The organism is Chryseobacterium sp. 2VB (genome assembly GCF_005503635.1).
Classification (GTDB): domain Bacteria; phylum Bacteroidota; class Bacteroidia; order Flavobacteriales; family Weeksellaceae; genus Chryseobacterium; species Chryseobacterium cupriresistens.
In genome coordinates, this window is record NZ_SCNC01000008.1 from 95,792 (window position 1) to 120,545 (window position 24,754).

The window sequence follows — 24,754 nt, forward strand, 5'->3', positions numbered from 1 at the left end:
ACATTTCTTTTGAAAAAACTAGTTTTACCGCTAAGCCTTATGGTCCCTGTATTGTTTTTCTCCCAACAAAGGAAAAAAGATACAGCGACCACTAAAGTAACCGATATAGAGGAAGTTGTCTTCCAGAAAAAAGCAACAGGAAAAACAAACGACCTTACCAACGTAAGAATTTCAGCAAAAGAAGCGAAATCAGTAGCTTCTATAAATGGTGGGATTGAAGGATTGCTTAAAACACTACCTTCCGTAAACTCCAATACCGAGCTGTCCTCACAATATATGGTTCGTGGTGGAAACTATGATGAAAACCTGATCTACATTAATGATATTGAGATCTACAGACCTTTCCTGATCAGAAACTCTCAACAGGAAGGAATGAGTATTATCAACCCGGATATGGTTTCTGCAGTGAATTTCTCTGCGGGAGGATTTGAAGCTAAGTATGGCGATAAAATGTCTTCTGCCTTAAATATCTATTACCGTGAGCCTGAAAAATTTGAAGTTTCAGGAGAGGCAAGCTTAATTGGAGGAAGGCTTACAACAGGTCTGGCTTCAAAAAATAAAAAATTTACTGCTTTATTTTCCGGCAGATACAGAAATACCAACCTTGTTCTTAATACCTTAAAAGAAGATACAGACTTTAATCCAACCTATTGGGATTTCCAGTCTTATCTCAATTATCATGTCAGTGACAAATTCTCCATGTCATTCATCGGATATTATTCCAAGAATGATTATGAGATGATCCCAAGGGCAAAAAGTGTTACTTTCGGAAGTCTTCAGCAGCCTATTACCGTTAATATTGGATATGGAGGTCAGGAAAATGACCAATATAAAAATATGATGGGAACATTCTCTATGAACTATAAGCCGGCAGATAAGTGGAAGCTTACCCTGGATGCCTTTGCTTATCAGAACAGAGAAAGAGAATATTACACGATACAGTCAGCATACGAGCTGCAAACTTTTGATCCTGTGACACAGCAGCCTGTAACGTCTTTTGATGTTGGAGGGCAGATAGAACATGCAAGAAACGACTTGTTTGTAAGAACCTACGGAACACAATTCAGAGCTAAATTTTCACCCAATGTCAATACAGATTTTGAAGTAGGTTTCAAATATGAAAAAGAAAACCTGAAAGATCTTACCAATGAGTGGAAATTGGTAGACTCTGCCGGATACAGCCTTCCAAGACCGGAAGTTATTGATCCAAGAACAGGAACCACAGGAGATCTTAAGCTTGCTTATTATATTGCCGGGCAAAATAATATTGAGCCTACAAGACTTTCAGCATATGCACAGTATTCACAGAAGTTCTACTGGGGTGCCAGTAAAGTATTTGTGAATGCCGGAGTACGTGTTGCCAACTGGAGTTTCAATAAAGAAACGATATTCTCACCAAGAGCTCAGTTTGCGATCAAACCGGATTGGGACAGCGATATGTTGTTCAAAATTTCAGGAGGAATCTACTATCAGGCTCCTTTCTATAAAGAAATTAAAGATTTAGATGGTAATTTTAACTCTAATATAAAATCGCAGCGTTCTATCCAGGTCATTCTTGCCAATGATTATGAGTTCCAGATGTATGACAGACCATTCAAACTGACAACGGAACTTTATTACAAGAAAATGGATAACCTGATTCCTTATTATATGGATAATGTAAGGATTCGTTATTCCGGGCAGAATAATTCAAAAGGATATGCTTATGGTATCGATACCAGACTATTCGGAGAATTTGTTCCGGGTGTGGATTCATGGTTATCTGCGAGTTATGCCAGAGTGTATGAAAATATTGATGGAAGAGGAGATATTCCAAGACCTACAGATCAGAGGTTGAGGTTTGCGATGTTCTATCAGGATTATATGCCAAGCTTTCCATCTATGCGTGTGAATCTTACTTTGGTGTACGCTATGGGATTACCTACAGGAGCTCCTGTACTATTCAACAGTAACGGACAGCCGGATTTTGGCTCAGCTTATAATTATCAGCAGACCCTTCCTTCCTATAAAAGGGTAGACTTAGGGTTGACAAAGGTATTTATTGATCCAAAAGAAAAAAATAAGAGATCCGGTTTCTGGGGTAATTTCGAAGAACTTACATTAGGAGTTCAGGTTTTTAACGCATTCAATATCAATAACACGGTAGCGAACCAATGGATCACAGATTATAACAGCAATTATATGTATCCTGTTCCGGTACGTCTTACAGGCCGTTTCTTTAATGTAAAACTGGAATTCAAACTGTAAAAACTAAAGGTTGAGGTTGATTTTATCTTAATCTGTCAGAAAATATGTAAAATAAAAAGCTTTCAAATTTTTTGGAAGCTTTTTTATTTACCCGAATTTTATAACAACATTACCAAATTTTATAACAACGGTATCACAGATATTTTTAACTTTGTCCTACCAATGAAAAAGATTCTTGCCATATTGTTTTCTATTTTCTACTTCGGATTCTCTTCCGGAGCGGCATTTAGCATTCATTATTGCATGAAAGAATTTGTTTCCGTAAGCCAGAAAGTAGATGACATCTGTGGAAAATGCGGCGTTAAAGATAAAAAGGGATGCTGCAAAACGGAGATCAAAATCGTAAAAGTAGACGATTCACAGAAATCAGATTATCTGAATGTGGATTTCTTAAGTGCAGTTTCAGAAATTCCGGTGAAACATCAGTTTCCAGTTGTTGACAAGTCTTTTTCAGCTACGAAATTTACTCCGATCCAGATTAATGGGCCGCCTGAATACCGGCCGGTCCCTATCTACATTAATCATTGTAATTTTAGAATTTAGAATCCGTCAGTCGTTTCCGGTATAATGAATCATATACCGTTACAGACGACATGTTCTGACGCACTACCGATGTGTTACCCTTTATTCTTTATTAAAAAATTAATTCTAAAATTTAAAACAATGAAAAAATATATCATCACAGCAGCCTTAACTTTATTTTCAATCATTTCATTATCAGCACAATCTAAAAAGGATGCTCAGGTTACTAAGCTGTATCAGAACTATATCGCTATTAAATCAGCTTTAGCTTCAGATGATGCTGACACAACTTCAAAAGCAGCAACAGAATTCATTAAAACAGCTTCAGCCATCGACTATAAAGTTGTTTCTGAAGGAAACCTTAATATTCTCAGAAAAGATGCCTCTGCCATTTCTGAAGCAAGAACAGTTGCCGCACAAAGAGAAACTTTTTTCAATCTTTCCGACAATATGATTGCTTTGACCAAAGAGTTCAAACTTTCTGAAAAACCAGTCTACGTTCAATATTGCCCAATGGCAGACGGAAGCTGGCTAAGCGATGAAAAACAGATCGTTAACCCATACTATGGGAAATCTATGCTTTCTTGTGGTAGCGTAAAGTCGGAAATTAACTAATTGTTGTATTATTGTTAAAAACAATAAGTTGCATGGCTTAAATTAGAATTAACTTTAATCCATGCAGCTTCTAAAAAGTTCGAAATATTATGAAAAAACTGATAATGTTTCTGATGCTTTTATTCTCTGTGTTTACTTTCGCACAAACTACAAAAACGTATTATACCTGTCCCATGCACCCGGAAGTGGTGTCATCAAAACCCGGAGACTGCCCGAAATGCGGAATGACTCTCGTGAAAAAAACAGTGGTTATAAAACCCAAAGTAGCAGCAAAACCGGAAGTAAAGCCTACCCCTAAAACAGAGGCTAAAGCAAAACCTGCAGAAACAAAAATAAATAAGAGAAAGGTTGAGAAAAAAGCAGGAGCTAAAAAGGTTAATGATGCTAAATCTCAGACAAAGATTGTATTGCCGGCTAAAACTCAGGATTTAAATCAATCGGAATCTAAAGCTCAGAAACAGGCTCAAACTACGTATACCTGCCCGATGCATCCTGAAATAGTTTCAGACAAACCGGGAAAATGTCCTAAATGCGGGATGGAACTGGTAGAAAAAGAAGATCATTCCCATACACAGGCTGAAAATCCTAAAGAAGAAAAATCTGTTTTAAAACGTAATTCAGAAAATGGAAAGATTACTTTTGGAGGAAAAACGGTTCGTTATGATCTCTATGTAAAAGATACGATTGTCAATTTTACAGGAAAAAACAGAAGAGCGATTGCGATCAACGGGAAGCTTCAGGCTCCGACCTTATATTTTACAGAAGGAGATACCGCTGAGATCTACCTGCACAATATGCTTAAAGAAAATACAGGGTTGCATTGGCACGGCGTGATTCTTCCCAATGAACATGACGGTGTTCCATACCTTACCACAAAACCTGTAAAACCCGGGGAAACTCATTTATACAAATTCAGAATTTCTCAGAACGGAACCTATTGGTATCATTCGCACGAAGCCCTTCAGGAACAGATTGGGATGAACGGTATTCTGGTTTTCAAAAAAAGAGAAGGTGAGCCGAAAACAACATACAATGCTGAAATTCCGGTATTACTTGGAGATTGGAGTGATGATGATCCGATGCAGATTGCCAGAAGGCTTCATATGGCCAATACAGACTGGTATGCGGTAAAGAAAAATGCCGTACAGAGTTACTGGGAAGCCATCAAATCCGGGAATTTAGGGACAAAAGCCCTGAATGAATGGAAAAGAATGGAAGCCATGGATGTAAGTGATGTTTATTACGATAAATTCTTAATCAATGGCGCACCAAGTTCAGATTATTCTAATGTAAAAGCTGGTGATAAAGTAAGACTGAGAGTTGCCAATGGAGGTTCATCTACCTATTTCTGGCTGAACTATGGTGGAGGAAAGATAAAAGTAGTGGGAAATGACGGAAATGATGTGGTACCGATAGAAGTTGATCGTTTAATTGTCGGAGTTTCCGAAACTTATGATATTGAAGTGACCATTCCTGAAAACAAAAGCTTTGAATTCAGAGCGACTTCTGAAGACAGAATAGGACACGCTTCTCTTTGGCTGGGTGCAGGAGAAAAGGTTGAAGCTCCCAATCTTCCAAGGCTGATGCTTTTTGAAGGCATGAAAATGATGAACGGCATGATGGAGATGAGCGGAAATATGAAACCGATGAATATGACGATGGGAAATCAGATGATGGATATGAACGAAGTGATGTACCCTGAATTATCCGAAAGCCAGAGAAAGACTACAGCGAAGCACATCAATGAAATGATGGGCGTGAAGACGAAGGAAGATCAGAAAGAGGATCATTCTCAACATGCCGGAATGGATATGAAGGAAGAGAAAACAATCAAAAGAATGTCTTACAATATTTTGAAATCTCCTGAGAAAACCATTCTTCCCACAGACAGTATTCGTGAAATGAAATTTACACTGGAAGGGAATATGAACCATTATCTGTGGACACTGGATAACAAAACGGTTACAGAAACAGATAAAATTCTGATCAAAAAAGGAGAGGTTCTGAGAATCAAGATGTATAATAATTCTATGATGCGTCACCCGATGCACCTTCACGGTCATGATTTCAGATTGATCAATTCAAAAGGAGAATATTCTCCATTGAAAAATGTTGTGGATATTATGCCAATGGAAACCGTAACGATAGAATTTGCTGCGAATCAGGATGGAGACTGGTTTTTTCACTGTCACATTTTATACCATATGATGGCAGGAATGGGAAGAATCTTCAGTTATGAAAACTCAAAGCCCAATCCGCAGCTTCCCAACAGGAAATTAGCCTGGAAAAATTTTATACAGGATAATAAAATGACCAGTTCTATGGCGATGCTGGATGTTGCAAGTAATAAGATCCATGCAGAAACGATGACGATGTTCGGGCCTAGATGGGCTAACCTGAATGAGTTTCATTCCAACTGGAACTTTGATCATTTCGAAGGAAGTGCGAAAGTGGGACGTTTTTTAGGTAAATTCCAGTGGGCGCTTCCTTATGCCGGAATCAGAGTTCAAAAGAATCATGAGATCATGGAAAGACAGATGGCAGAAGATATGGGAACGGATTTTCATGGTAAAAAGACCTGGTTCGGACAGCAGAAAGCCTCCAAAAATAAGTTTACATTCATGGTGGGTATGCAGTATGTGCTGCCAATGCTGATCACTGCTGATGCTAGTGTAGATCAGCACGGAAAAGTACTGCTGGAATTGAGCCGCGAAGATATCCCACTTTCAAGAAGGCTGAGAGGAAATTTCTCTGTCAATTCAGACGGCGAGTTTTCAACCGGGGTGAGATATATCGTTCAGAAATGGCTGTCTCTTTCAGGAAATTATGATAACGAACTGGGCTGGGGCGCAGGTGTCACTTTAACATATTAATTTTTTAACCCTATTATTTAAGAAACAATGAAAAATATAATAACCGTATTGTTTGTGGGAGCTACATTATATTCTTGTAATAAACCCGATCATAAAATACCTGAAAACAAAGCCGCTGAACCGGAAATTAAAACAATAGAAAGAACTGAGGCTGGCGAAACTTCAAATCAGGTGGTAAAAGAAAACCCGGAAAATAAAAAAGAAGCAGAGGAGCTTTCACCTTTTCCGATTCAGCAAGTTATCAAAGGTTACCTTCCTCTAAAAAATGCCCTGGCTCAGGATGATTCTAAAAAAGCTTCCGATGCGGCTAAAAGCCTGTTTTCCATCTTAAAGAAAATAGACATCAGTACAACCGATGCAAAAAATAATTCTGAGTTGCGTGATATTATAGAAAGTGCAGCAGAGAACGCAGAACATATAGGCGAAAAACCTGATGATATAGCTCATCAGAGAGAACATTTGCTTTCCCTGAGTAATGATATCACCGATTTAATAAAAGAACAGGGAACAGGCGGTTTAAAATTATACCAGGATTTCTGTCCAATGTACAATAATGGAAAAGGTGGAACCTGGATCAGCGAGTCGGAGGAGATTGTCAATCCATATGAGGGACAGAAAATGATTAACTGTGGCTCTGTAAAAAAAGTATTTTAAATGTAAAAAGAAATGAACCGGCACATTAAAAGCATATTTTTAGGGTTTGTTCTCATTTTTTTACTTATTCAGATCATTCAGCCTGCCCGTAATATTGATTACGGGCAGGTTCCTTCAACAGATATTTCAAAGGTTTATAAAGTTCCTGATAATGTACAGTTTGTTTTGAGGCAATCTTGTTATGACTGTCACAGCAATTCTACGCATTATCCGTTCTATTCCTATATACAGCCTTTAAGTTATTATCTTGAAAAGCATATTAAAAAAGGAAAAGAGGAATTGAATTTTAATGAAAGGGGGTAGCTACAGTCAACGTAAGCAGGCCAATTACAAATGTTATGAGTTTAAGTAAAAAACAAAAGCCACCTCATTTTCACGAGATGGCTTTATGTAATATATAGGATGCTTTTATTTAGAAGCTCCCACGGTTTTTTCAGTCTTTGCTGGCGTATAAGTAACTTTTGAAATATCAACCGTCATTTCCTTCAGACGTTTTGCCACATTTTCAGGCATTTCTTTCTGATATCTTCCTCCGATTACTTCAGCAAGGAATTTTTCGGTTTCAGCATACATCGCCATGCTGTTTACAGGTTTACGGAATCCGTGGCCTTCATCATCAGCAAGAATGTAGTTTACCTTTTTACCTTTATCACGAAGAGCAATGACAATCTGATCTGCCTCAGCCTGCTTTACTCTTGGATCATTAGCTCCCTGAACAATCAATAATGGTTTATTGATTTTATCTACACTGAATAGTGGGCTTGCATCATGCATACGCTTTTTTCCTTCCTCCGTTTTTGGATCACCTACCATCCCATAAAGGAATGCACGGGCAGATTCCCAGTAAGCAGGAACAGAATCCAGCAAGGTAAATAGATTACTTGGTCCTACGATATCTACTCCCGCAGCATATACATCCGGAGTGAAAGCCAGCCCGGCCAGCGTTGCATAGCCTCCATAGCTTCCTCCCATGATCACCACTTTGTTTTTATCTGCAATTCCCTGATCGATCAGATATTTTACGCCCCAGGTAATGTCATCCTGCATCAGTTTTCCCCACTGAAGATCTCCGCCATTCTGGAACTTTTTACCATAACCGCCACTTGCTCTGAAGTTAGGCTGAAGCACGGCATATCCTCTGTTGGCTAAAAACTGTACCGTTGAGTTATATCCCCAATAATCTCTTGGACCTTTCGGGCCTCCGTGTACTAAAACCACAACAGGAACATTCTTTCCAGAAGAACCTACAGGTAAAGTCAGGTAAGCCGGAATTTCAAGTCCGTCACTGCTTTTGTAGCTGATAGGAGTCATGGCTGCAAGGTATTTTTCAACTTTTTTCAGTTCTGTTCTTGGGGTATACTGGAATATCAGATGTTTGGTCTTGGCATCAAAGAAATAGGCTTCTGAAGCATATTTATCTCCTCCTACGGAAACCAAAAACTTAGAATAATCATTGGTAGAACTTGCAAAACCAACCTCTCTTCCAGGGAATTTACTTTGCAGGAATTTGTAGTTAGTTTCCCAGGCTTTATCTTTCCAGTAATATTCTGTTTTATCTCCTGTATAAGAAGTGTAGATCATTTTTCTTGTATTTCTGTCCAGGAACAGTCCTCCAAAATCTACTTTATCTTTAGGATCACTTTCTATTTTTGTAATCTGTTTTGTTTTCGGATCCATCAGGAATAGTGCAGATTTATCCAGATCTCCTTTATTGGTTACCAGGTAAAACTTGGAGTTATCCTCGTTCCAGTTGGAGATATAAGCACTTTCCGTTACCAGGGTTTCGTAAATAGGAGTCAGTTTATCACCTTCTTTATAAAAAAACTGTGTCGTTCCTTTATCATCCGTTTTGGAAAGAACTCTCAATTTTTCATCCCAGTCAAATTCATAGCTGGTGATACGGTCTCTATTTTCGTAAATCTTTTTCAGTTCTCCTGTAGAAATTTTCACCGAATACAGATCATGCCATGCTTTATCGCGGTTATTCAATCCAATCATCAGCAAATCGGGATCTTTTCTGCTTGCCATGTAGATACTGGCAGTTACGTCTTTAAGCGGTGTAATATTCCTTGATTCCGGAACTCCTTTTGTTACTTTTGCCATAGGATCTACTGCAAAAATATTCATGTTTTCATCCCCGTTATTATCTTTTACATACAGAATATATTTTCCGTCTTCTGTCCAGAAATATCCATTCAACGGGCGTTTGCTATTTGTTAAAGGACGTGCTTTTTCAAAAGGCTCATCAATTTTTTTTACCCAGATATTCATAATCCCTTCATATTCTTTTGTAAAGGAAATCCATTTCCCATCGGGACTGAGTTGTCCTCCGGCAATTTCCGGGTTACCAAAGAATAAAGCTCTGTCCAGTACCGGGACTTCCTGTGCTCGTGCTGTATGTACTCCTATGAGCAGGAGCAATACATAAAAGATTTTTTTCATGTTTTTAAGTTTTAGTTGTTATTAATAAATTGTTGATGATTTTTAATTTTTATTGATTCTTACAATAATGGCCTACATTTCCAGTTCTATAATTCTTTTTGCCATTTTCTGATTTATACTTTCCGGAATTAAACCCATCATAAAATTCCGGAGTGAATTTCCTTTTTCCCATTGAGAAACCTTTCCGATGGTACGGCTTGTACTGACGATATAATCTACCTTTTTCCTTCTGGTACTTTGAAACTTTTTGAAAATAGCATTGAAATCCTGATGATCTTCCAGCAATTTTCCAATGATGTAGGCATCTTCAATGGCCTGGCAGGCGCCTTGTCCCATATTAGGTGTTGTGGCATGGGCCGCATCGCCAATCAGACAGAGGTTTTCAGAATACCACTGAGGAATAGGAGCGAGGTCGGAAATTGGGTTACAGATGATGTTCTCATGCCTGGTGGCTCCAATGATTTTTAACACCAACGGATCAAAATCATAGAAAATGTCTTCAATCTGCCAATATCTTCCGAAACTTTTCTCATTGATACAGGCATACCAGTAGACCTTTTTATCAGAAATTTTTACAAAACCGAAACGTTTTCCTTTTCCCCATAGCTCAACAGCTTCCTGATGATGTTTCTCAGGCAGATCAAAATCTACCAGGCCACGCCAGCATTTCTGCCCTGAATCCCTTATTATGCCGGTTTTCATGATCTGATTTCTGACAGACGACTTTATGCCATCAGCACCGAAAACAATCTGACTTTCGATCTCGGTTCCATTTTCAAAATTCAGAATATAGTTTTCTTCTTTCTTTATTTTTTGTACTGGATGGTTGAGTTGTATAGAATTTGGGTTTAAATTTTCTGCCAGAATTTTCTGAAGTTCAGCCCGGTGAATCGCAACATTACAGGAATTGTACAGGGCTTCCAGTTTGTTAATCTCCGTTTTGGAAATAGTCTTTAAAGATTCATCAGTAATAACAATTCTGTGAATTTTATTACCTGCTTTTTCTATTTTTTCCTTTAAACCTAATTTATCGAATATCTGCATTGCATTGACGGCCATCATAATTCCTGCTCCTACCGGTTTTATTTCCGGCGCAGATTCATAGATCGTGAAATCATACTGATGCTGTTTCAGTACATTTCCGAGGGTAAGTCCTCCGATTCCGGCTCCGATAATTGAAATGGTGTTCATAAGTTAGGACCTGGATTTTAATTTATACACTTAAAATATAACTCTCCGACACTTTTTTGAAACCGTACTTACTGAAAAAGTTGTGAGCGCCATGGTTGTTGACTCCACTTTCTAATAAGATAAAACTGATATTCCAGCTTTTAGATTCTTGAATAGCTTTCTCCAGCAGTTTGCTTCCAAGGGATTGCCCTCTCACAGATTGATCCAGAAGCATGTCCTCCAGAATGGCATATTTTTTAAATGGACTGTTGATGACGTTGAAAACCATCATGCCGACTATTTCTCCATTTTCATTTTCTGCAACCAGAATATTCAGTTTGGAACTGCCATCGGAATTAAAATCGGTGATCAGCTGTTCTGTCAGGATCAGTTCAAGATCAGGATTCCAGTGGTGTGAGTCTATGGCTCTGCCGGACATCATTTCGCCATGAGAAATATAAGCATCTGTTTTATGCGTAATAAAAAAGTCTACAAGTTCTTTCACGCGGCTTTTATCTATAAGCCATTGGGTCGTATATTTCATAAGGTGTTATGATTTTATTTCAGATTTTTCAGCTCTTGCAGCAGTTTATTCTGCTTGCTGATAAATTGATTGAGACTATCTGTTTTCAGAGGGTGAGCCTTTTGATATTTTTCAATTTCAGGAAGTGTTTTTCTGATTTTGAATACAAGGTATTGATCATGAAGTGTGGTCCTGTTTGCTTTTATTTTGGCGATGAGGTCTCTGATCGTCTGTGTTTTTACATCATATTTTTCAGCGCTTGCTTTTATCTCTTTTTCAATTTGTTTCTTGGTAATGGAATCTGTAATGGAACCGGATAATACAGTCGCATCATTATAGTATGTTTCCGATTTTTGAATAACATCATCATATTCCGAAATGGAGGTTTCCGTTTCCTTTTGAATATTTTCTATTCTTAAGTCAAGATCCTGTAAAGTTTTATCATTTTTTATAAGCTCCAGATAGATTTCCTGAACAAGATTTCCTTCACGTGAGGAGTATCTGGTATTTTTTTTAATAGCGCCTGAAACGGAAGATTCAGCATTGTCAACTGCATTTTCTACCACAGGAGCGTGCTGCGGTTTGTTTTCACTGCAGGAAAATAGAGACAAGGCAAGGATAGAAGCGAAAAGTATTTTTTTCATAGTATGTTTTGTTTTAGTTGAAAATCAGCATCATATCCAAAGCTATTAAAGTTAATCATTTCAATGCTAACGCAAGTGGATTAAAGGATATGATTTTAATTAGTTGAATAAACTTTGAAAAATGTTACATCCATAAAAAAACGGAGCCTGAAAACAGACTCCGCCTATAAAATTTTTACGCTAAAATTATTTACCCAGGTAAGATTTAAGGATCTTGCTTCTGGTATTGTGTTTTAGTCTCTTAATTGCTTTTTCTTTGATCTGACGAACTCTCTCTCTTGTAAGATCGAAAGTTTCACCAATTTCCTCTAAAGTCATTGGGTGTTTTCCGTTCAGTCCGAAGTACAATCTTACTAAATCAGCCTCTCTTGGCGTCAAAGTATTCAATGCTCTTTCAATCTCAATTTGTAAAGATTCAAGCATCAGATCTTTATCAGGACTTGGAGATTCTCCTGAACGTAATACATCATAAAGATTAGAATCTTCACCTTCTACCAAAGGCGCATCCATAGACAGGTGTCTTCCGGAGTTTTTCATAGATTCTTTGATATCTTCCTCGCTCATGTCAAGAACTTCAGCCAATTCTTCCGGAGAAGGTGGTCTTTCATTTTCCTGTTCAAGGTGAGCGTATGCTTTATTGATTTTGTTGATAGATCCAATCTTGTTCAATGGTAATCTTACAATTCTTGACTGTTCAGCCAATGCCTGTAAAATTGATTGACGGATCCACCATACTGCATAAGAGATAAATTTGAAACCTCTAGTTTCATCGTACCTTTTTGCCGCTTTCATTAATCCTAAGTTACCTTCATTGATCAAATCGGGTAAAGAAAGACCCTGATTTTGGTATTGCTTAGATACAGATACTACGAAACGAAGGTTGGCTTTGATTAATTTCTCAAGTGCGGCTCTGTCGCCGGCACGTATTCTTTGTGCCAATTCTACTTCCTCGTCCGCAGTAATCAGTTCCACTTTACCAATTTCCTGCAAATACTTGTCTAATGAAGCAGTTTCCCTGTTGGTAACCTGCTTAGTGATTTTTAATTGTCTCATTTATTTTTTCCTCAAAAAAGAGTTACTATAATATATACGTATGAAAAGGTAAAAAGGTTACACAGGATTTAATATTTTTGTGCAAAGTATACTATAAAATGTATTAATGATTTTTTAATAATGGATAAATAACTGATAACTAAATTGTTGTGTGTTTTTGTTTATAATTTTAAAAATAAATATAAATTCTAAAAGAGGTAAGTTCATTTACAAATTTCATAATTTCCCTAAATCCTAAATCCTAAATCCTAAACTTTAAACAAAAAAAAACGAAACCGAAGTCCCGTCTTTATATCTAAGATTACTATTGCAGGCTATTATGGTTAATGAACCCGTAACTCGCAACTCGTAACTAGAAAAGCTCGTTTAATACTTTTGCCAGTCTCAATCCTCCGTATAGAAGCTGTCTTTCCATCGTTTCATTAAACTTGTACTGGTAATCGTAAGCTAATTTAGAATCATTTGGAGTCTGTGCATAGATCTTATTGGCGATTTTGTGAGAATCATACAGCCAGTCTTCCAGTGTTCCGGACTGAATCTGTGCTACTTCTTCTTTAGATTTGATATCTAAAAGCTTAGAATATTCGGTGTAGCTGTATTTTTGAGAATCTACTAATTTTCCATCCCAAACAGAGTGTAAATTTGTTTTTTCCCCGAAATAGGTAACATTGATTTTGTTTCCACCTAAATCTTCAGCTCTTCCTACGTGTAGAGGCTGAGCAAGATCTCCCATAATGTGAATAAGGAAGATCAAAGCAATTTTTCTGTCTTTTTCAGAAGTGTTTTTATCTTTGATCTGGCTGGAAAGGGTATTTACCTGAGTATAAAGGCTTGGCCCTGCCTGTGCTTTTAAGTTTTGTTCAAAAGCTTTAAAATCAGTCATTGGATCAATGTTTACATAATGCCATGATGAAGCCTGCTTCCATGTGCCTGTTGTATCAGATTTGATAAAATCCGGCCAGTTTGCCCAGTAAGCCAGGCGCTCTTTCCCCATGATCTTTTTAATCTCTCTTCTTGCTTTGCGGGAAAGGTGGTTTTGTGCAATGTCTGCAATCACTCTGTGTCCCGTTAATCCCCACGCATAAGAATAAAGTGAAGAGGCCATGAATGCTAAAATCAGAATTTTAGAATAAATACTTTTCATTTTAAATAACAATTTTCAGTCTGCAAAGATACGGCCCGCTTTCGGAATGAGCATGCTTTATCCTGAATTTATTCCATATGATGATGTTAATAAAATTTAATTTAAATAAAAGAAGCAATTACAGTAGGTTTGACGGCTCGAATTTTTCCGGTAATAAAGGTAACAGGAGAGAACAATACGGATTATAATTTAAAATCTGAATCACAACCTTACACTTTAAATTTTAAACCTTGAACTTTAAACGATAAATGAAAACCCTTTAATCGATTGATTCTGAATAGTTAATTTTAAATTTAAAAAAGCAAATAAATAGGCTGTTTACCGTATTTTCACGGAATTTGTAGAAAATTATTCCTATTAATGTCAATAAATTATTATTTTTAGGATAAAATTGTTGTAAAAATATTTTTTCAAACTTATGAGATATATTATCTTTACAAGTCATAATCAGAGGAAACACTATGTATGAGAATAATATTGTAGATATGCATTACAATAAGCTGCAGACAGACTTTAAGGCTGAAGCTGTGGCTGTAAACCTCTTGAAATACCATCGTGCGGTAAGTAATATCTTCATTGAGCGTGTGGGCGTAAACGACCGTGCTTACCTGAAAGATATTAAAAGTATTTCAAGCAGTTATTTAGGATTTGATGAGGAAGTTTTTACTATAGAGACTTACAGGGAAGGCATTTATGACTATCTTCCGGAAGGATTATTCCATCCGCCGTCTCTCGGAGCTTCCAGAAAAAATGTAGATACTGTAGTAAGAGAAATCCGGAAGCAGAAAAGGGTAGAAGATGATGCCCGTAAGTTTTTCCGGCCTTTTGAGCTGGAAGTATTTTTTACAGAAATAAGTGCTTTACTTAAAGAATCAGAATTTGATATTACAAGCAATACAGATTCTTTGCTGGAAACAGTGAGTGAGCTTTGGCCTCTTATAAAAATGCTTGACAAGCAGAGTGCTTATATTTTCATGCATATTTTACCGTTTTTCCATCAGATCAGAGGAGACAAAAGATGGTTTGAAAGATGTATGACTGCTTTTCTGCAGGTACCGGTAAAAGTAAGTTTTTCACCTAATATTATTGACGGAATTGAGAAAAACGATGATTCCATGTTACTGGGAAATTCAAGATTGGGCGTCACCTATATTCCAAGCGGACCTCATATGGACGGGCAGCGAAACTGGGTGGTGAATATTGGTCCTATTCCTTACGGGGATATGAAGAAATATATTCCGGGAAGTCCGTTCAGAAATGTGCTTCAGGCTCTGTATGATTATTTTCTTCCTGTAACAGTGGACGTAGAGGAGAATTTTGTTACCGAAAAGAAGGAATATTCATTCAGTCTTGAGGACGATGAAAGAAATGCCAGCCGCCTTGGATACTCTACATTCCTCTAAATTATTTTATTATATTTACAACTACCAACAAAGTATAAATTCGAAAAGAAACAAATGGAAATTTCTTCAGTAAAAGGTATTTTTCTAAGGTATATCTTAATGCCTTTAATCGCTATTATTATGATGGTTATACTGGGTGTAATCAGGAGAAATAAACCTGCGATAAAAATTAAAGTAATTATTATATACGTTCTGCTCTGCAGCTTATGTCTGGCTATTCCGGGTGTTTTTGGGTTTGCGGGAAACCTTTTTAATCCGTACTGGTATCTTATTGCACAGGTGATCTATCTTATTTTTGGGATTATCCATGTGAATCTGCTGCATAAATATTTCAAAAAGCACATCGATTCTCTGGCAATGAGTATTCTGTTTGAATCTATCCTTTCACTGACGTGTATCGCTTTGGGCGGATATCTTTTCACACTGCTCTTTAACCTGATGAGTAAAGGTACAGGATATGCTGTAATGGCAGCAACAAGTATGGTGATCTTTGTGGTTCCGATGGTTTTTTATTACTGCTATATTCAGTTTATCAGCATTCCTTTTGATATTTATAAAACGTGGAGATATTCTCCGGAGCAGAAACTGCCTGATTTTGAAGGTGCCGATTTTGACAGATTAATGGTCCTGAATGTTGAACTGAGCAAAAAATTGGAAGATACCAACCGTTTCAGAATTAAAGCCAAAACACTTCCTACCGGAGTTACTTTCGGAGACTGGTTCTACAGGGTAGTAGATGATTACAATCATAAAAATCCTGGTTCCATTATTCATCTTTCAGACGAAGGAAATGAGCCTTATTACTGGATCTTTTACACAAAAAAATCGTTTTTCAGTTTTAGAAAATATATAGATTTCGATCACGACATTACGACAAACAACATTTCTGAAAATGAAGTGGTGATTTGTAAGAGAGTTATTCAGCATGAAGAGGAGGGAGTCACAAGAAAATCATAACACAAAAAATTAAAAAGTATTAAACATGATACAGCCTATTAAACATTTTGCCATCAATTGGGTGGATGGGATGAAAGTTTCCCAGAGACACCTTAATGATCAGGATAATTTCTTAATCGATACCATCAGAGATTCCAATTCCCTTGGAATTACTACATATAACTACGGGCTTCTGCCTATTTCCAATGAATTTACAGACCGTACCATTTTTGATGTTCACAACACGGCAACCAATGATGTGCAACTGGTAATCAAGCGTTGCAGCGCCGTTACTATGGCTGGATACCGTATTGAACTGACAGACAGAAGAATCAGTGTGAAGTCTTTGGCGAAATCAATGAATGAAGAGCAGGCAGACGGGGAATATTATATTCTGATCTCTGTAAATCCTTTTGATAAAGTACCTTTTGGCGATATTGATCCTGAAGAAATTCCACCGCGCCACCCAAGTGCACAGCCGAATCATCATATTGAACTGCTTCCTGTAACATCCTTGAACAGCAGCTACTCAGGAGGAAATTATCTTATTATCGGTAAGGTAGATTTAAAAGGAAATATTGCCCAGGTGGATTCCAACTTTATTCCGCCTTGTACTTCTGTGCAGAGTCATCCGGCTTTGATAGATTATTACAGCAGCTATGCAAAATCTATTGGAAACCTTCAGCAGTATGCTTTTAAAATTATCCAGAAAGCTTCTCACAAAAATCAGAATACAGCTTTAGCACAAAACGTTAAGTTTTTGTGTACTACCATGATCAATACTTTTGGTGATATGTATTTCCAGTTCAGAAATATTACACCATGGCAGCCACCTGTATTTTTAATTGAATCTTTTGCAAGACTGGCGCTTCATTTATACAATTCAACCCAGCTTCTTGTTCCGGCAGAACTGGAGGAAATGCTGAACTACAGCTTAGAGTGGAGTGAAATTGCTCCTCATACCTTATTAAATCAGCTTTCTATTGTAGCAGAAACGAATTATGACCACCATAATTGTGGTGAACCATTGCTTTATATTCAACAGATGTTGAGAAGCCTTGAAATTATTTTCTCTAAACTGAGCGAGCTTGATTATATCGGTCAGAGAAAAGAAAATATTATCGTTAATGAGCAGGAAGTATCCACGAATACGAATCCAAAAAGAGGTTGGAGTGTTTTAGATTAAAATCATTAATTAAAAATAGAGTCCCGGATGAAAATTCGGGATTTTTTATGGTCGTATTTAGGAAAAATTAAAAGTAAATTTGTTGTAAGGATTGATAAAATGAATTTAGAGGTTATAAGACAGGAGACTCCGGGATGTTCGGATAAGATTTTTTTAAACAGTGCAGGCGCATCATTGATGCCTAAATCTGTTGTGGACACTACCATTAAGTTTTTATATGAAGAGCAGGAGTTTGGAGGCTATACAGCTGCAACTAAAAACACAGGTCTCATCAACCGGTTTTATGATGAAACTGCAAAACTGATTAATGCAAAACCTTCCAACATAGCATTTGTAAGCAGTTCTACAGATGGATATGCAAAAGCATTATCCAGTATTGATTTTAAAGAAGGTGACTGTATCATTACCACCAATGATGATTATATATCCAATCAGATTGCTTTTATTTCTCTGCAGAAAAGATGTCATATTGAAATTGTAAGGGTTGCCAATCTTCCTGATCATGAATTAGATCTGGAAGACTTTGAAAGATTAATTAAAAAACATAATCCGAAATTAATTGCGGTTACTCATATTCCTACCAATTCCGGGTTAATTCAGAATGTGGAAGGAGTGGGGAAGTTATGCAAACAGTATGATGTTTTGTATCTTGTAGATGCCTGCCAGTCTGTGGGCCAGATTGTGGTGGATATAGAAAAAATCCATTGTGATTTTCTGACGGCAACCGGAAGAAAGTTCATGCGAGGGCCCAGAGGAACTGGATTTTTATATGTTTCAGATAAAGTATTAAACCAGAAAATGTATCCTCTGTTTTTAGATAGTTTTGGGGCTCAATGGACATCATTTGATGATTTTCAACTCCATGACACTGCTAAAAGATTTGAACTTTTTGAAAGACCTTATGCTGCTTTAGCTGGATTTGCAGAGGCTTTACGCTATGCCAATGCGATAGGAATGGATCAAATTGAGAATCACAACCGGAAGTTGACTGATACTTTAAGAATTAATTTGCAGAATAATGGTTTCAGAGTTCTGGATAAAGGAAACAGATTAAGCAGTATTGTAACTTTCTGCCAGGCAGATGGAAAGGTTGAAAAGATTCATAAAGCTTTGAGTGATCATAATGTGTTTTTCAAGGAAAACCGCAGACAGGATGCATTAATTGATTTTACGTTTAAAAATGTAGACCATGCGATCCGGTTATCTCCTCATTATTTCAATACGATGCAAGAAATTGAAAAAGTATCACAACTTTTAGAAAATAGTAATTATTAATATGATGGTTTAAAAATTGAAGCGCCCTGGCATGCGCCAGGGCGCTTCTAATTTATTTTTTATTAAGAAGATCGAGTGTATGTTCTACGTGTCCCCCTCCTTTCCATTCATCATGTCCGGGGATAATCAAAGTTGCCTGTGAATATTTGTTTTTAAGTTTTGTCATGGTTTTCGGCCATTCTGCAACATTAGCTTCTCCCGTGTACCCAAGATCAACGGCTGCTTTGCTTTTTACAAGACAACCTCCGTCCAGGATTTTATATTTCGGGAACCATACCACTACATTATCAGCAGTATGCCCTTCCCCAAGAAAATCTACTATAAACTCTTCTCCACCAATGCGGTAAGGTTTTCCTGTTTTAATCAGTTCAGTAGAAGTTGCTTTTCCATCTTTCTTCAAAAGCTCATTGGTTTTCGCTGTAGCGTAGGTTTTGATCCCTTTCTTATTATAAAAGCTTAAATCTCCGGCTCTGTCTTCATGCGAATGAGTGGCAAATACCGCAATAAGTGGAAGACTATGTCTTTTCTGAATGGTATCCATCAAACTTTGATATTGGGTTTTCTGCCATGGAACATCAAATAAAACAACTCCTTTTTTGGTCACCAGATAAACGGCATTGGTAGAGTATTCTTTCCCTCCGAATACTCCGAAAGTTTTGTAAATATAAAAATTGGGCTGAATCTGAGGCTCAATGACAAAATCTCTTACCTGAGTATTCTGAGCGCTTGCCAATGGGCTTAACAGCATCGAAATAATAAAAAACGGAATGCTTTTTTTCATAATTTTTTTTGAGTAATAATTAATGTTTGTACTTGTCAGAAATGACAAAGTCTGCAGATTGTTTTGCAAACCTAACTAAAAATAAATCTCCGGGATTTATAGAAATAGAGTTTAACCGTTTTTTAACAGTTTAAGGAATAGGGTAAATAAAGATTGGTATGAATATCCAACCTAACAGGTTTTTAAAACCTGTTAGGTTTAAAAGTTTCGCTATAGCTTAAAATCAGAATGATTTATCTTAACTATACTTTATTTCTTAAATCTTCCTTAATGGTTTAAATTTTTTGATGAATTAAAGCAAACCTCACAGGTCTCAAAAGCCTGTAGGTTTATTTTTTCAGTTGTAATGATTTATTTCTTTACGAGTATTTTCTCAGCTGCTTTTTTGCTTAAAATTTCTGTCTTTCCCTCAATTTCTATCGTCATTGATTTATCAAAACTTTCTATTTTTACAATTTTCACCTTGGTGTTGAGCAGTAATTTTCTGTCATTCAGATAGGTAAGGAAAGCATCGTCGGAAAGGGTAACAGAAGCAAAAGTTACCGTTTCTCCTGGCTCACAAATGCTTAATTTTTGTAAATCCTGGGCGATAATATTACCATCTTTATCAGGAATAGGTTCTCCATGAGGATCGAATTTAGGATGATCCAGAATTTCATCCATTTTATCAAAAAAGATTTGAGAATGTACATGCTCAAGCTGTTCTGCAATCTCATGAACGTTTTCCCATCCGAAATTCATCTTTTTAACCAGAAACATTTCGGTAAGCCTGTGTTTACGAACCACCAGCGCAGCTTCACGTCTTCCGCTTTCTGTAACGATCAAGGGTTTGTAGGTCTCATAGACCACCCATTTTTTCTCGGCAAATTTCTTCATCATGTTATTGACGCTCGGCATTTTTACATTCAAAAATTTGCTGAGTTCATTAATCGTAACCTTTCCTTCATTGTCAACTAAATGAAACAAAGCTTTCAGGTAATTCTCTTCTGTTAGGGTTGTTCTCAAAATGTTAGATGATTTTCATTACAAATCTAACAAAATAAAATGAAAAGTTCGCTCTTGTTATTTTAACTTTTTTTACTTTTACTCTATGAAATTTTCATTCAAAAACGACTATTCTGAGGGTTGTCACCCTAATATCTTACAGGCACTTTTACAGCATAACCTTGTTCAGCAGGCCGGCTATGGCGAAGATGAATTTTCACTGAAGGCCAAAGCTTTGATTAAGGAAAAAATCAATAATCAGCATTCGGATATTTATTTTGTTTCCGGAGGAACACAGGCTAACTTAATTGTTATTTCTGCTGTTTTAAAACCTTATCAATGTGTTATTTCTGCCTCTTCAGGCCATATCCTGAATAACGAGACCGGAGCTATCGAAGCCACAGGTCATAAAGTACTGAGTATCGAAACGGCAGACGGAAAAATAAAACCATCAGATATTATTCCAATTTTAGAGGGACACAGTAATGTACCGCATCAGGTGGTGCCTAAACTGGTTTATATTTCCAATTCTACAGAGCTGGGAACAATCTATCAGGCAAAAGAACTGGAAGAGCTTTCTGTATTTTGTAAGGAAAATAAATTATACCTGTTTATGGATGGGGCAAGGCTTGGTCATGGACTGACTGCAGAAATCAGTGATCTTACCCTGGAAAAAGTAGCTGCTCTTACCGATATTTTTTATCTTGGAGGAACGAAAAACGGAGCATTAATAGGTGAGGCAATTGTAATCAATAATCCTTTGCTACAGGAAGATTTTGCTTTTAATATCAAACAGAAAGGAGCATTACTGGCAAAAGGAAGATTGTTGGGAATCCAGTTTTCAGAGCTGATGAAAGATAACCTGTATTTTGAGCTGGCACAACATGCCAATCAGCAGGCCATGAAGATTAAGAAAGCTTTGCAAAAAAAAGGAACTGCATTTCTTTCAGATACTTATACCAACCAAATTTTTCCTATTCTCAGTAACCAGCTTATAGAGATATTATCTGAAAAATTTGAATTCTATGTCTGGAAGAAAGTAGATGAAAATTTTTCAGCCATTCGTCTTATTACTTCGTGGAGTACAGGAGATGAAGCTGTGAACCGTTTTATTGAAATGATTGAACAGAATTAAGATAGAATGAAAAGGCTGTCTCAAAAGTCCACTAGTGGATTTTTGTCATTCTGACGAAGGAAGAATCTCTATGACAAACAACTCCATGAGATTCTTCACTAATTTATGAACTTCGTTCGCAGACTTTCAGTCTGTGTTCAGAATGACACTTTTGAGACAGCCTTTTTTTATTTTATAATGAATTATTTTTTCAAAGCTTCATTGACTACTTTACAGTCTGCAGGCGTTAGCTTCTGTCCGTCTTTATAACTGATTTTTTTCTCGTCAGCATATTTGGTTTGTCCGTCCTCTTCCTTATGATCACCAATACCCTCCGTTAAAATATTATCTTTCTGCAGGAAATAAATATCTCTTTTGCTCTTTTTCCCTTCAGAGCTGAATTCATAGGTTAGTTTCAGGGTGTCTCCCGATTTGAAACCTGTTACATCTCCTTTTGAGCTGTCTTTTTCACTGTTTTTATAGGATAATTTTCCGGTGATTGTTCCTAAATTGTCATCAATAGAAGCAAAAACACTGTCTTTTCCTGTAACCCCGATATAACAGAACGATTTTGGCCCAAGGGTATCAATTACCGGTTCTTCCACAGCAATGGTATCTGCTTCCACTTTGGGAGCCGGAGCTTCAGTTTTCTTATTACAGTTGATTAAAAAAGCTGATACAGCGCCCAATAAGATTAATTTTTTCATATCCTTCATTGTTAAAAATCAAATTTCTATTCTGCTAAAATAATAATAGTATTTGTATATTAAAAATAGGATATGAAGAGATAATGATTTTTTGGTTAAAATTAATATTTCATAAAATGGATTTTAAGGAAAAATATTAATTAAAAAAATACATTGAAATTACCAATACTTATGGCATGAATTGTTTTTAGGCACGGAAAATGATTTACTTTTTTAAATTGATTGTAATGAAAAAGATTACTAAAGTGCTGAGCTTGGGATTATTTATTTTAGGTATATGTTTTGTCGGGGGACAGGCTCCTAAGAATTATATTTACACTTCCTCGGGAGATCTGCAGGGAATTGAAAAAATGATTACCCGTAAAGATATCGGCGGTGTACAGATTGTCTACAACTGGAAGGCTTTGGAAACATCAAAAGATGTCTATGATTTTTCGGTTATTGAGAAAGATCTGAATTATCTGACGAACCTTAACAAAAAACTGTTTATTCAGCTTCAGGACAGATTTTTTGAGCCACAGGCGCGATATGTTCCTGATTATATATTGAAAGATAAAGAATATAACGGGGGATTGGTACCTCAATATGATAATCCGGGAGAGAATAAACCTGTTGGAAACGGCTGGGTTGCCCAGCAATGGAATCCGGCTGTCCGGATGAGATTTCAGAAGCTGATAGGAGAACTCGCAAAGAAATTTGACGGAAAAATCCAGGGGATTAATCTTCCGGAAACATCGATCGATATTGATATGAAGAAAGATAAGACAGGTTTCAGCTGCGACCGTTATTTTCAGGCCGAATTGGAAAATCTAAAGTTTGCAAGAAATGCTTTCCGTGAATCCTATGTTTTGCAGTATGTTAATTTCTTTCCGTGCGAATGGGAAAATGATCACCAGTATATGTCAAGACTTTTCGATTTTGCTTACCAAAATAATATAGGACTGGGCGGACCGGATATTGTTCCGGATAAGAAAGCCCAAATGAAAAATTCCTATCCTTTTTTTAATCAGTACAAAGGAAAACTTTCTCTGGTAGCAATGGCCGTTCAGGAGCCGACTTTGACGTATACAAATCCCAAAACTAAAAAGCCTTTCACCAAAGAAGAATTTACAGAATATGCCGAAAACTATCTTGGTGTAAAAATTATATTCTGGAGTGTGGAATCTCCCTGGTTGAGAGATCCCAGCTAAGAATTCTCCTTTATACTTTTAATAAACCTCGAAAGCCTCTTGCGGCATAATAAGAATCTGCACCATTGTGATACGTAAATACGGTATTGTATCGTCTGTCGCAGAAAACAGCACCTCCAAGTTCACGGATCTGTGGTGGTGTTTTGATCCAGCTTGAAGTCTTTTGGTCAAATTTTCCCAATTCCTGAAGATGACGGTATTGTTCTTCTGTCAAAAGTTCAATTCCCATTTCAGAAGCGGTATCGATGACATTGCTTTCCGGTTTGTTGGCTTTTCTGGCATCCCAGGCTTGATAATCATAACATAAGCTTCGGCGTTTTGGGCTTTCGGGAGAGCAGTCAACGAAAGAGTATTCGTTTGTTTTTTTATTATAATCTACCACGTCGGGTTCGCCATCTGTGGTTTCCATTTCATATAAAGAGCGGATTTTTTCGGGATGGGCTTCCAGTTTTTGCTGGATTTTTTCCCATTTCAGGTCTTTATGACGGTTCATATTCTTTTCGAAACGGGTTTTTAGTGTTTTTAAAAGCTCGTTGGTTTGTTCCGGGGTTAGTTTCTTTTTCATGTCAAATTTTGTTTTGTTGTGTTGTATTGTTGGAAATCGCAAAGGCGCAAGTTTTGTTATTGAGGAGTGTTTAAGGCGCAAGGATTTTATCTTCGATAAAATTTCTTTCTTTTTTAATCTTAAATGATTTTAATAAAAACTGTTTAAACCTATCAAAGAATGTTCAGTATATATTGAACCATTAAAAAGGATTTAATTGATAAATATTAAGATGAATTATTCTGACTTTAAGCTTAAAGCGAAGCTCATCTTAATATTCTAAATAGCTTAATACAATCTTAATGTTTCAAAATAAAAGTTTAAACAATTTTAATATCAAAATGATTAATCAATGATAGTAATTTTTCTTTCTGCAGGTCTGAAATACCAGGAAATAATGACCAATACCAATAATAATACTGCCGGAAAAGTCCTGCCGGCTGTATCGCCAACGATAAGGTGGGAAATAACAGCGCCTGACATCACAAAGAAAAATCCTGCGTAAGCCCATTCTTTTAAAAGTAAACGCTTAGGAATTAAAATAGCAATAACGCCAAGAATTTTACATACTCCGATGATCGTCATCAGATAAGATGGGTAGCCGAGATGGGTAAAATTGGCCAGTTCATCTTTGTTTTTCATCAGTTGGACAATAGCTGTTGAAACCATGCCCAGAGCCATCCATAGGGTGAATATCCAATAGATGATTTTTGTTCTTTTTTGTGAAGGTTGTGGTGTGTTCATGAT

Annotated in this window: 23 protein-coding genes; 12 read left to right on the forward strand and 11 right to left on the reverse strand. The window is 36.8% G+C overall.

All coding sequences use genetic code 11. The features are described 5' to 3' along the window. Positions 1-9 precede the first annotated feature (9 nt). The 6 genes from FFS26_RS09940 to FFS26_RS09965 all read left to right on the forward strand — a co-directional run bounded on the left by FFS26_RS09940 (position 10) and on the right by FFS26_RS09965 (position 7,214). Positions 10-2,247: a TonB-dependent receptor plug domain-containing protein gene (locus tag FFS26_RS09940; protein WP_137904946.1), complete on the forward strand. Its 2,238-nt coding sequence runs from the start codon at positions 10-12 to the stop codon at positions 2,245-2,247. 162 nt (positions 2,248-2,409) lie between these two features. Then, positions 2,410-2,790: an HYC_CC_PP family protein gene (locus FFS26_RS09945; RefSeq protein ID WP_228406580.1), complete on the forward strand. Its 381-nt coding sequence runs from the start codon at positions 2,410-2,412 to the stop codon at positions 2,788-2,790. 120 nt (positions 2,791-2,910) lie between these two features. Next, positions 2,911-3,384, forward strand: a complete 474-nt coding sequence (locus tag FFS26_RS09950; protein ID WP_137904947.1) for a DUF3347 domain-containing protein — start codon at positions 2,911-2,913, stop codon at positions 3,382-3,384. A gap of 104 nt (positions 3,385-3,488) precedes the next feature. After that, positions 3,489-6,257 carry a multicopper oxidase domain-containing protein gene (locus FFS26_RS09955; RefSeq protein ID WP_137904985.1) on the forward strand — a complete coding sequence of 923 codons (2,769 nt, stop codon included), beginning with the start codon at positions 3,489-3,491 and terminating at the stop codon, positions 6,255-6,257. Between the two features lie 27 nt (positions 6,258-6,284). Further along, complete coding sequence (locus FFS26_RS09960) at positions 6,285-6,911, forward strand: DUF3347 domain-containing protein (RefSeq protein WP_137904948.1); 627 nt, start codon at positions 6,285-6,287, stop codon at positions 6,909-6,911. Positions 6,912-6,923: 12 nt separating this feature from the next. Beyond that, positions 6,924-7,214, forward strand: a complete 291-nt coding sequence (locus FFS26_RS09965) for a heme-binding domain-containing protein (protein WP_228406582.1) — start codon at positions 6,924-6,926, stop codon at positions 7,212-7,214. Positions 7,215-7,319: 105 nt separating this feature from the next. Here FFS26_RS09965 and FFS26_RS09970 read toward each other — a convergent pair whose 3' ends face one another. The 6 genes from FFS26_RS09970 to FFS26_RS09995 form a co-directional block, all read right to left on the reverse strand. Continuing rightward, the gene (locus tag FFS26_RS09970) at positions 7,320-9,353 is read right to left on the reverse strand and encodes a S9 family peptidase (RefSeq protein WP_110011556.1); all 2,034 of its coding nucleotides are present in this window, start codon (positions 9,351-9,353) and stop codon (positions 7,320-7,322) included. A gap of 72 nt (positions 9,354-9,425) precedes the next feature. Beyond that, on the reverse strand, positions 9,426-10,544 hold the full coding sequence (locus FFS26_RS09975) for an FAD-dependent monooxygenase (protein ID WP_137904949.1): 1,119 nt from the start codon (positions 10,542-10,544) through the stop codon (positions 9,426-9,428). 22 nt (positions 10,545-10,566) lie between these two features. Next, complete coding sequence (locus FFS26_RS09980; RefSeq protein WP_137904950.1) at positions 10,567-11,067, reverse strand: GNAT family N-acetyltransferase; 501 nt, start codon at positions 11,065-11,067, stop codon at positions 10,567-10,569. A 14-nt stretch (positions 11,068-11,081) separates the two neighbouring features. Continuing rightward, positions 11,082-11,690: a hypothetical protein gene (locus FFS26_RS09985; protein ID WP_137904951.1), complete on the reverse strand. Its 609-nt coding sequence runs from the start codon at positions 11,688-11,690 to the stop codon at positions 11,082-11,084. 186 nt (positions 11,691-11,876) lie between these two features. After that, positions 11,877-12,743, reverse strand: a complete 867-nt coding sequence (locus FFS26_RS09990; RefSeq protein ID WP_002979276.1) for an RNA polymerase sigma factor RpoD/SigA — start codon at positions 12,741-12,743, stop codon at positions 11,877-11,879. 352 nt (positions 12,744-13,095) lie between these two features. Continuing rightward, a complete protein-coding gene (locus FFS26_RS09995) occupies positions 13,096-13,887 on the reverse strand; it encodes a S1/P1 nuclease (protein ID WP_137904952.1) in 792 nt (263 codons plus the stop codon). A gap of 461 nt (positions 13,888-14,348) precedes the next feature. Here FFS26_RS09995 and FFS26_RS10000 point away from each other — a divergent pair, with 461 nt between their 5' ends. The 4 genes from FFS26_RS10000 (at position 14,349) to FFS26_RS10015 (ending at position 18,687) form a co-directional block, all read left to right on the forward strand. Next, a complete protein-coding gene (locus FFS26_RS10000) occupies positions 14,349-15,290 on the forward strand; it encodes a type VI secretion system baseplate subunit TssG (RefSeq protein ID WP_110011561.1) in 942 nt (313 codons plus the stop codon). 54 nt (positions 15,291-15,344) lie between these two features. Next, the gene (locus FFS26_RS10005; RefSeq protein ID WP_110011562.1) at positions 15,345-16,247 is read left to right on the forward strand and encodes a TssN family type VI secretion system protein; all 903 of its coding nucleotides are present in this window, start codon (positions 15,345-15,347) and stop codon (positions 16,245-16,247) included. Between the two features lie 25 nt (positions 16,248-16,272). Next, positions 16,273-17,412 carry a hypothetical protein gene (locus FFS26_RS10010; protein ID WP_110011563.1) on the forward strand — a complete coding sequence of 380 codons (1,140 nt, stop codon included), beginning with the start codon at positions 16,273-16,275 and terminating at the stop codon, positions 17,410-17,412. A 99-nt stretch (positions 17,413-17,511) separates the two neighbouring features. Further along, complete coding sequence (locus FFS26_RS10015; protein WP_228449424.1) at positions 17,512-18,687, forward strand: aminotransferase class V-fold PLP-dependent enzyme; 1,176 nt, start codon at positions 17,512-17,514, stop codon at positions 18,685-18,687. 52 nt (positions 18,688-18,739) lie between these two features. On the opposite strand, the gene blaIND is transcribed toward FFS26_RS10015, so the two are convergent. Both blaIND and FFS26_RS10025 read right to left on the reverse strand, forming a co-directional pair. Further along, positions 18,740-19,468, reverse strand: coding sequence for an IND family subclass B1 metallo-beta-lactamase (gene blaIND / locus FFS26_RS10020; RefSeq protein WP_110011597.1), 729 nt, complete (start codon positions 19,466-19,468; stop codon positions 18,740-18,742). A 351-nt stretch (positions 19,469-19,819) separates the two neighbouring features. Next, positions 19,820-20,473 carry a metal-dependent transcriptional regulator gene (locus tag FFS26_RS10025; RefSeq protein WP_110011564.1) on the reverse strand — a complete coding sequence of 218 codons (654 nt, stop codon included), beginning with the start codon at positions 20,471-20,473 and terminating at the stop codon, positions 19,820-19,822. An 85-nt stretch (positions 20,474-20,558) separates the two neighbouring features. On the opposite strand from FFS26_RS10025, the gene FFS26_RS10030 reads away from it, so the two are divergent. Beyond that, positions 20,559-21,587 (forward strand): threonine aldolase family protein, encoded by a 1,029-nt coding sequence (locus FFS26_RS10030; RefSeq protein WP_110011565.1) that lies wholly within the window; start codon positions 20,559-20,561, stop codon positions 21,585-21,587. Positions 21,588-21,769: 182 nt separating this feature from the next. On the opposite strand, the gene FFS26_RS10035 is transcribed toward FFS26_RS10030, so the two are convergent. After that, the gene (locus FFS26_RS10035; protein ID WP_110011598.1) at positions 21,770-22,273 is read right to left on the reverse strand and encodes a hypothetical protein; all 504 of its coding nucleotides are present in this window, start codon (positions 22,271-22,273) and stop codon (positions 21,770-21,772) included. A 227-nt stretch (positions 22,274-22,500) separates the two neighbouring features. Here FFS26_RS10035 and FFS26_RS10040 point away from each other — a divergent pair, with 227 nt between their 5' ends. Beyond that, positions 22,501-23,463, forward strand: coding sequence for a hypothetical protein (locus tag FFS26_RS10040; RefSeq protein ID WP_110011599.1), 963 nt, complete (start codon positions 22,501-22,503; stop codon positions 23,461-23,463). Between the two features lie 10 nt (positions 23,464-23,473). On the opposite strand, the gene FFS26_RS10045 is transcribed toward FFS26_RS10040, so the two are convergent. Together FFS26_RS10045 and FFS26_RS10050 are read right to left on the reverse strand one after the other, a co-directional pair. Continuing rightward, complete coding sequence (locus FFS26_RS10045; protein ID WP_137904953.1) at positions 23,474-24,028, reverse strand: DUF4256 domain-containing protein; 555 nt, start codon at positions 24,026-24,028, stop codon at positions 23,474-23,476. A gap of 324 nt (positions 24,029-24,352) precedes the next feature. Beyond that, entirely contained in the window at positions 24,353-24,751 is a 399-nt protein-coding gene (locus FFS26_RS10050) for a DoxX family protein (RefSeq protein ID WP_110011567.1), read from the reverse strand. Between the last annotated feature and the right edge of the window lie 3 nt (positions 24,752-24,754).

Bases quoted from the DNA above. Each gene is read 5' to 3' on its own strand.
- FFS26_RS09945 (WP_228406580.1), top strand. From the start codon at position 2,410: ATGAAAAAGATTCTTGCCATATTGTTTTCTATTTTCTACTTCGGATTC.
- FFS26_RS09950 (WP_137904947.1), top strand. From the start codon at position 2,911: ATGAAAAAATATATCATCACAGCAGCCTTAACTTTATTTTCAATCATT.
- FFS26_RS09955 (WP_137904985.1), top strand. From the start codon at position 3,489: ATGTTTCTGATGCTTTTATTCTCTGTGTTTACTTTCGCACAAACTACA.
- FFS26_RS09960 (WP_137904948.1), top strand. From the start codon at position 6,285: ATGAAAAATATAATAACCGTATTGTTTGTGGGAGCTACATTATATTCT.
- FFS26_RS09965 (WP_228406582.1), top strand. From the start codon at position 6,924: ATGAACCGGCACATTAAAAGCATATTTTTAGGGTTTGTTCTCATTTTT.
- FFS26_RS09970 (WP_110011556.1), bottom strand. From the start codon at position 9,353: ATGAAAAAAATCTTTTATGTATTGCTCCTGCTCATAGGAGTACATACA.
- FFS26_RS09975 (WP_137904949.1), bottom strand. From the start codon at position 10,544: ATGAACACCATTTCAATTATCGGAGCCGGAATCGGAGGACTTACCCTC.
- FFS26_RS09980 (WP_137904950.1), bottom strand. From the start codon at position 11,067: ATGAAATATACGACCCAATGGCTTATAGATAAAAGCCGCGTGAAAGAA.
- FFS26_RS09985 (WP_137904951.1), bottom strand. From the start codon at position 11,690: ATGAAAAAAATACTTTTCGCTTCTATCCTTGCCTTGTCTCTATTTTCC.
- FFS26_RS09990 (WP_002979276.1), bottom strand. From the start codon at position 12,743: ATGAGACAATTAAAAATCACTAAGCAGGTTACCAACAGGGAAACTGCT.
- FFS26_RS09995 (WP_137904952.1), bottom strand. From the start codon at position 13,887: ATGAAAAGTATTTATTCTAAAATTCTGATTTTAGCATTCATGGCCTCT.
- FFS26_RS10000 (WP_110011561.1), top strand. From the start codon at position 14,349: ATGTATGAGAATAATATTGTAGATATGCATTACAATAAGCTGCAGACA.
- FFS26_RS10005 (WP_110011562.1), top strand. From the start codon at position 15,345: ATGGAAATTTCTTCAGTAAAAGGTATTTTTCTAAGGTATATCTTAATG.
- FFS26_RS10010 (WP_110011563.1), top strand. From the start codon at position 16,273: ATGATACAGCCTATTAAACATTTTGCCATCAATTGGGTGGATGGGATG.
- FFS26_RS10015 (WP_228449424.1), top strand. From the start codon at position 17,512: ATGAATTTAGAGGTTATAAGACAGGAGACTCCGGGATGTTCGGATAAG.
- blaIND (WP_110011597.1), bottom strand. From the start codon at position 19,468: ATGAAAAAAAGCATTCCGTTTTTTATTATTTCGATGCTGTTAAGCCCA.
- FFS26_RS10030 (WP_110011565.1), top strand. From the start codon at position 20,559: ATGAAATTTTCATTCAAAAACGACTATTCTGAGGGTTGTCACCCTAAT.
- FFS26_RS10035 (WP_110011598.1), bottom strand. From the start codon at position 22,273: ATGAAAAAATTAATCTTATTGGGCGCTGTATCAGCTTTTTTAATCAAC.
- FFS26_RS10040 (WP_110011599.1), top strand. From the start codon at position 22,501: ATGAAAAAGATTACTAAAGTGCTGAGCTTGGGATTATTTATTTTAGGT.
- FFS26_RS10045 (WP_137904953.1), bottom strand. From the start codon at position 24,028: ATGAAAAAGAAACTAACCCCGGAACAAACCAACGAGCTTTTAAAAACA.
- FFS26_RS10050 (WP_110011567.1), bottom strand. From the start codon at position 24,751: ATGAACACACCACAACCTTCACAAAAAAGAACAAAAATCATCTATTGG.